This is a genomic window from Nocardia sp. NPDC049220, from assembly GCF_040647855.1.
In the GTDB taxonomy this organism is placed as follows: Bacteria; Actinomycetota; Actinomycetes; order Mycobacteriales; family Mycobacteriaceae; genus Nocardia.
On the sequence record NZ_JBEZDA010000011.1, the window covers coordinates 112,289 to 119,363 of the forward strand.

General features: G+C 62.9%; 1 protein-coding gene. It reads left to right on the forward strand.

Annotation, left to right across the window (positions count from 1 at the left end):
• Positions 1 to 9 precede the first annotated feature (9 nt).
• The coding region (locus AB0C34_RS22505; RefSeq protein ID WP_357076205.1) for an amino acid adenylation domain-containing protein at positions 10 to 7,075 on the forward strand (7,066 nt) is incomplete at its 3' end.

The window sequence follows — 7,075 nt, forward strand, 5'->3', positions numbered from 1 at the left end:
GGAACAGCCTTGGCCGTCGAACACAATCCGTTTCCCGCGCTATGGGCGCTGTTGGTCGGTTTCTTCATGATCCTGTTGGACATGACGATCGTTGCGGTCGCCACCCCGGCGATCCAAGCTGATCTGAATGCTGACATGCCCGGCGTGGTCTGGGTCACGAGTGCCTATCTGCTCACCTACACGGTGCCCCTGTTGCTGGCCGGGCAGCTTGGCGATCAATTCGGGCCCAAGAGTGTCTATTTGGTCGGTCTGGCCGTCTTCACCGCCGCCTCGTTGTGGTGCGGCCTGTCGCAGTCCATCGAAATGCTGATCGCCGCACGCGCGGCGCAGGGTATCGGCGCGGCGTTGATGACGCCGCAGACGATGGCAGTGCTCACCCGAACCTTCCCACCGGACTTGCGCGGCGCGGCGACGGGTCTGTGGGCCTCGGTCGCGGGGCTGTCCATGCTGGTCGGCCCGATCATCGGCGGCGTACTGGTCGACCAGATCAGCTGGCGGTGGATATTTTTCGTCAACATTCCGATAGGGGTCGTGGCGCTCGCCTCGGCGATCTGGCTGGTGCCCTCGTTGCCGACACACACCCATCGGCTCGACCTTCCTGGTGTGGCACTCAGTGCGGTCGGTATGACGTTGTTGGTCTTCGGCATTCAGCAAGGCAACACCTACCACTGGTCGGCAGGCGTCTGGGCATCCATCGGCGCGGGACTCACGGTGCTGGCCGGGTTCGTCGTGAACCAGGCACACAGTAAAGGCGAGCCTTTGGTGCCACTGAGGTTGTTCCGCTATCGAAATTTCGCTTCGGCCAACGTCGCGGTGTGCGCGGCAGGTGCGGCGGAAACCGCCTTGATGGTGCCTGGGTACTTCTATCTGGAGGCAGTCCGGGATTTGTCGCCCATGGCAGCAGCTTTGGTTTTCGCCCCGATGGCGGTGGTCACCGGCATCGCGGGCCCGTTCGTCGGCAGACTGGCCGACCACGTGCACCCGCGTTCCATTCCGAGCCTCGGTTTCCTTCTGTTCGCCGCTTCGTTGGCGTGGCTGGCGTCAGCCATGACACCGGACACCGCAATTCGGCAGGTGGCGCTCTCGAGCGTCGTCATGGGACTCGCGGCCACTTGCATCTGGGCGCCGCTATCGGCCGCCGCTACACGCGACCTGCCCGTGCTCCACGCCGGCGCCAGCGCTGGCGTCTACAACACCACCCGGATGGTCGGCGCGGTCCTGGGCAGCGCGACAATCGGTGCGTTGATCACCGTTCGGATGTCAGCACATGGAATCTCGTCCTCGGCAGCCAGTGGTACCTGGCAGGTTCCCGAGTTCTTGAAACCTCCGTTCAGCGCGGCGTTGAGCCAGTCGACCTATCTGCCCGCCGCGATCTTGCTGATCGGCCTGATCGCCTCGATGCTGCTCGTTGTCCCCCACCCATCATCGACACCGCCTACAGCGGATTCGAAACACCCCGATCCGAACACGTCGGGAACCGGGACCGACGCTCGAATGGCGTCGCGTTCGGTTGCGGATTTGTTCGCCGGTCAGGCGGATCGAACACCGAACGCGGTCGCAGCGATATTCGAAGATCGCTCGCTGCGGTATGCGGAACTCGATCAGCAGTCCAACCGGCTGGCACGGATACTGATCGACCGAGGCGTCGGCCCGGAAACGATTGTGGCGGTGCTACTGCCGCGATCATTGCAGATGATCGTCGCGATTCTGGCGGTGATCAAGGCAGGCGGGGCGTATCTGCCGATCGACCCCAGTCATCCCCGGGATCGGATCGGGTTCATGCTCACCGATGCCGCCGCGCGTCTGGTCCTCACTGATCACACGACAGCCGAATCGGTAATGCGCCCGAGTGTCATCGATCTGCCGACCGCGGTATCGGTGCTCGCAGTCGACGGCGCCGAGACGATCCGACTGATGGCTGGGCAGCATGATGCGCCCGTCATCGACAGCGACCGCCTGTTCCCACTGCGACCACTCAACCCGGCCTATGTCATTTACACCTCGGGATCCACCGGCGTACCCAAGGGCGTCGTTGTCACGCACAACAGCGCGACGACGGCGATTCGTGAATTGTCGGCTCGGATAGCGATGCCCGCTGAATCACGAATGCTTGCCAGTACCTCGTTGACCTTCGACGTGTCTGTGTTCGAAGTATTCTGCACGTTGACCACGGGCGGCAGCATCGACATCGTCCGCGATATTCTGACCCTGGCCGAACGTAACTCGTGGTCGGGCGATATCATCAGCGCAGCGCCCTCGGCATTCGGCGAGCTGATCGGGCAACCCGATGCGGCGAAACTCGATGCGAGAACTGTCGTCTTCATCGGCGAGCCGCTGACAGCGGCACTCGTAGCGAGAACCCTGGCGAGTATTCCCGACGTTCGCATCATCAACGGTTACGGTCCGACCGAGACAACTGTGGCGATCACGTCTTTCACCGTATCGCAGGCTACTGGTCAGGCTGCGGTGCCGATCGGTTCGCCGCTCGAAGATACGCGGGTGTTTGTGCTGGACAACCGGTTGCGGCCGGTCCAGGCAGGGGTCGCGGGCGAACTGTACGTGGCAGGTCCGCAGTTGGCCAGAGGCTATCTGGGACGGACCGGACTGACATCGTCACGGTTTGTGGCGAACCCCTATCCGATCGCCGACGGCGACCGGATGTACCGGACCGGAGACGTCGTCCGATGGAACCGCACCGGACAGTTGGAGTTCGTGGGACGAGTCGATGACCAGGTGAAGATTCGCGGATTCCGGATCGAGCCAGGCGAAGTGGAAGCGGCGCTCATCGCCCACCCCGCAGTGGCGCGTGCGGCGGTCGTGGTACGCGAGGACCGCCCCGGAGACAAACGGCTGGTCGGCTACATCGTGCCAGCACACGAAATACCCGCCGAGACCAAAGATGTCGAGCATGTCGACGCGTGGCGGCAAGTTTACGACGATATCTACAACGCATCCGGCGTTCCAGTGCTCGGAACCGACTTCGCGGGCTGGAACAGCAGTTATACCGATCAACCGATTCCGCGGAACGAGATGCGCGAGTGGCGCGACGCGACCGTACAAAGGATCCTGGAACTCGGGCCAGCAAGGATCCTGGAAATCGGTGTCGGCGCCGGTCTGATACTCAGCGGAGTCGCGCCGATGTGTGAAAGTTACTGGGGCACAGACGTTTCTCCGGCGGTCATCGATCGCCTGCGATCCCAGCTCGTGGAACGTCCCGACTTGACGGCCGAGGTAAATTTACGTTGCCAAGCCGCGGATGACATCAACGGTTTGCCGGAGAACCACTTCGACGCAGTGGTCATCAATTCGGTTGTCCAGTACTTTCCGCACGCGGAATATCTGGTCGACGTACTCCGCTCGGCTGCCCGATTGCTGAGGGAAGACGGCGTGATATTTATCGGCGACGTTCGTAACATGCGCCTGGCCAGTTGTTTCCACACCGCGGTCGAACTACATCATGCCAGGCCGGACACGACGCCGACAGCGACGCTGACAGCCGCCGAACGGGCCGTGACCACAGCGCAGGAGTTGATGATCGATCCGGACTTCTTCGTTAATTACGCAAATGACACCGTCGGCATCGCGGGCGCCGATATACGACTAAAGGACGGCGCCCATCACAATGAGCTGACGCGCTACCGATACGATGTGCTACTTCGCAGCAAGCCGAGCGCGGCGCAGCAGCTACTCGCCGAGGCACCACGACTGGATTGGGGACGCCCGGGGAGTGGCATCGCCGAACTCATCCACCAACTGCGCGCCGATGCGCCTCCGATGCTTCGCGTGGACGGCATTCCCAACAGTCGCTTGTTTCCGGAAATCATGGCCGAGCGCAGGTTACGCAGCGGGGGGTCGCTCGACGCCGCGGTCGCCGACCTCGGCGCGGCACCCCCGCACCGAGATTGGGTCGACCCGTCCGAACTCAGCCGCTTGGCCGCCGAACAAAACTATCGGGCCGTTATGACCTGGTCGAATAATGCGGAGCAGTTCGATGTCGTCTTCGCCAGATCGGAGAGGATGACGACCGCATCATGGATCGGTGTGTACACGCCGAAGAAGACCGGCGAATTCGGCGCGGCCGAGCTCACCAACCGACCCGTACGCTCCCGCGAAATCACCGCGTTGCCAGGCATTCTGAGAGCATTTCTGTCATCCCGCTTGCCGGCCTATATGCTGCCCGCGGCGGTCGTTGCGGTAGATCGGTTCCCACTGACCTCTAATGGAAAGTTGGACCGTCGCATGTTGCCTGCCCCGGAATTCACCAGCAGGATATATAGGGCGGCGCGCACCGAGCGGGAAAAGATCCTGACAGGATTGTTCGCAGAGGTGTTAGGGGTGGAACGGGTCGGGATCGACGACAGTTTTTTCGATATGGGCGGGCATTCACTCTCGGCGACGAGACTGGCCAATCGAGTACGCGTGGTATCGGGAATCGAGTTGGGTGTGCGGGACTTGTTCGATACACCCACCGTATTCGAGTTGGCGGCTCGACTCGACAATGGCGTGCGAGTGCGTCCCGTATTGACCGTCGTAGACCGCCCCAAGGAAGTGCCGTTGTCGTTCGCGCAGCGGAGACTCTGGTTCCTCCATCGGCTGGAAGGGCCTTCGGCGACCTACAACATGCCGATGGTTGTCCGGTTGACCGGAGTAGTGGATACGGCGGCCTTACAGGCCGCGCTGGTCGATGTAGCGCGGAGGCACGAAAGCCTGCGCACGATATTCCCACAGCGCGACGGTGTCCCGCATCAGCACGTATTGCCGGCCGCGGATGCTTGTCCGCGGTTGACGCTCTCGCCGGACGTCGCGGCGGAGCCGGCGGTAGCCGACGCGGTGCACTACGCCTTCGATCTGCGGTCCGAGATTCCGTTGCGGGCGTGGCTGTTCGACGTGGACGTGGACCGGCATCTGCTGGTTGTCGTGGTCCATCACATCGCTGCTGATGGTTGGTCCATACGACCGCTGTGGCGGGACATCGGTCAGGCGTACGTGGCACGTCGGGCGGGTCGAGAGCCGGAATGGGCGCCGCTGCCGGTGCAGTACGTGGATTACACGCTGTGGCAACAGGATCTACTCGGCGAGCAAACCGATCCGGACAGTCGGATCGCCGAACAACTGAGTTACTGGGAACACACCTTGGCCGGAATCCCGGAACGAATCATGTTGCCCGTTGATCGACCCTTTCCCTCAGTTGTCTCCTATTGTGGCGCAGCCGAACGTTTTTCATGGTCCGGTGAGTTGTGTGCGGGGTTGGAGAGAATAGCCCGTGCCCACGGGGCGAGCGCGTTCATGGTGGTCAACGCGGCGTTGGCGGTGCTGCTGTCACGTATGGGTGGCGGCGACGACATCGTCATGGGTTCGCCGGTCGCCGGACGCACCGACGAGGCACTCGACGAATCGGTCGGGTTCTTCGTGAACACTCTTGTGCTACGGACGGATGTCTCCGGTGATCCGACTTTCGCGGAGCTTCTCACTCAGGTGCGAGAACGCTGCCTGGACGCCTACGCTCATCAGGATATGCCGTTCGAGCGACTCGTCGAGGCGCTCAATCCGACGCGGTCGACGGCCCACCACCCGATATTCCAAGTAATGCTCGCCTGGGACAACACCGACCAAGTCGATCCCGTGTCGGCCGAAGGGCTGGGGCCTGATCTGCGAGGACGCTCAGAGTTCATCGATACCGGCACCGTCCGAATGGATTTGGTTTTCAGCATGACCGAACGCGGCGGTTTCGGCGCGGGCGCTGCCGAAGTGGATGGCGTGGTGGAATTTCGGACCGATCTGTTCGACTCCCGCACTGTCAAGTTGCTGATCTCTCGTCTCCGGCGAGTGCTCGAGGCTGTAGTGGCCGATCCGGGCGCTCGGATACGGTCGATCGATCTACTCGACGACGTGGAGCGGCATAGGTTGCTGGTGGAGTGGAGCAACACCGGCGACCGTGTTGGGCCGGTGCTGCCGTCGACGATCGCGGAGTTGTTCGCCCGTCAAGTTGCTCGCGTGCCGGAGGCCACCGCAGTGGCCTCCGGTGGTCGGTCGTTGTCCTACTCGGAACTCGATCGCCAGGCCAATCGGTTGGCGCGGGTACTGATCGACCGCGGCGTCGGACCGGAAACGATCGTCGCAATCGTCTTGCCGCGGTCAATGGAAATGATCGTGGCGATCATGGCCGTATCGAAAGCGGGCGGAGCGTATCTGCCCATCGATCCCGACTACCCACGTGAACGGGTCGAGTTCATGCTCGGCGACGCCGGCGTGCGATTGATCCTGACCAAGTCCAGCACGGCCGAATCGGTGTTGAGGCCGGATTCCATCGATGTGCCGCCGGACATTCCGGTGCTCGTCCTGGACACGGCTGATACGGCGACGCTCGTGGGCGGGCGCCACAGCGACCCGATCACCGATATCGACCGTCTGCGCCCGTCGAGCCCGCTCCACGCGGCCTACGTCATCTACACCTCGGGATCAACGGGCATCCCCAAGGGCGTCGTCATCACCCATACCGGCGTCGCTGATCTGCTAGCGGCCCAGCATGATCTGCTCGACATCGACGACACGAGTCGTGTATTGCAGTTCGCCTCCCCCAGCTTCGACGCCGCGTTCTTCGAACTGCTACTGGCTCTCGGATCCGGGGCCACACTCGTGGTGCCCGCGCAGAGCCGGATCGTCGGTGCTGAGCTCGCCGACCTCATCACCGGATGCCGAGTGACCCACGCGGTTCTCACTCCCGGTGTGCTCGATGGGATGCACCCCGCCGAACTACGGTCGGTTACCAATCTCGTTGCCGCAGGCGAGCCGTGCACTCCGGAGTTGGTCGGCCGATGGTCAGCAGCCCGGCGGATGGTGAACGGGTACGGGCCGACCGAGGCAACTGTGTGCGTTGTGCTGAGTTCCCCGCTGGCCGACACCGGCCGAACTGTCCCGATGGGTTCGCCGTTCGCGGGTACGCGGGTGTTTGTGCTGGACAACCGGTTGCGGCCGGTCCCGGCAGGGGTCGCGGGCGAACTGTACGTGGCAGGTCCGCAGTTGGCCAGAGGCTATCTGGGACGGACCGGACTGACATCGTCACGGTTTGTGGCGA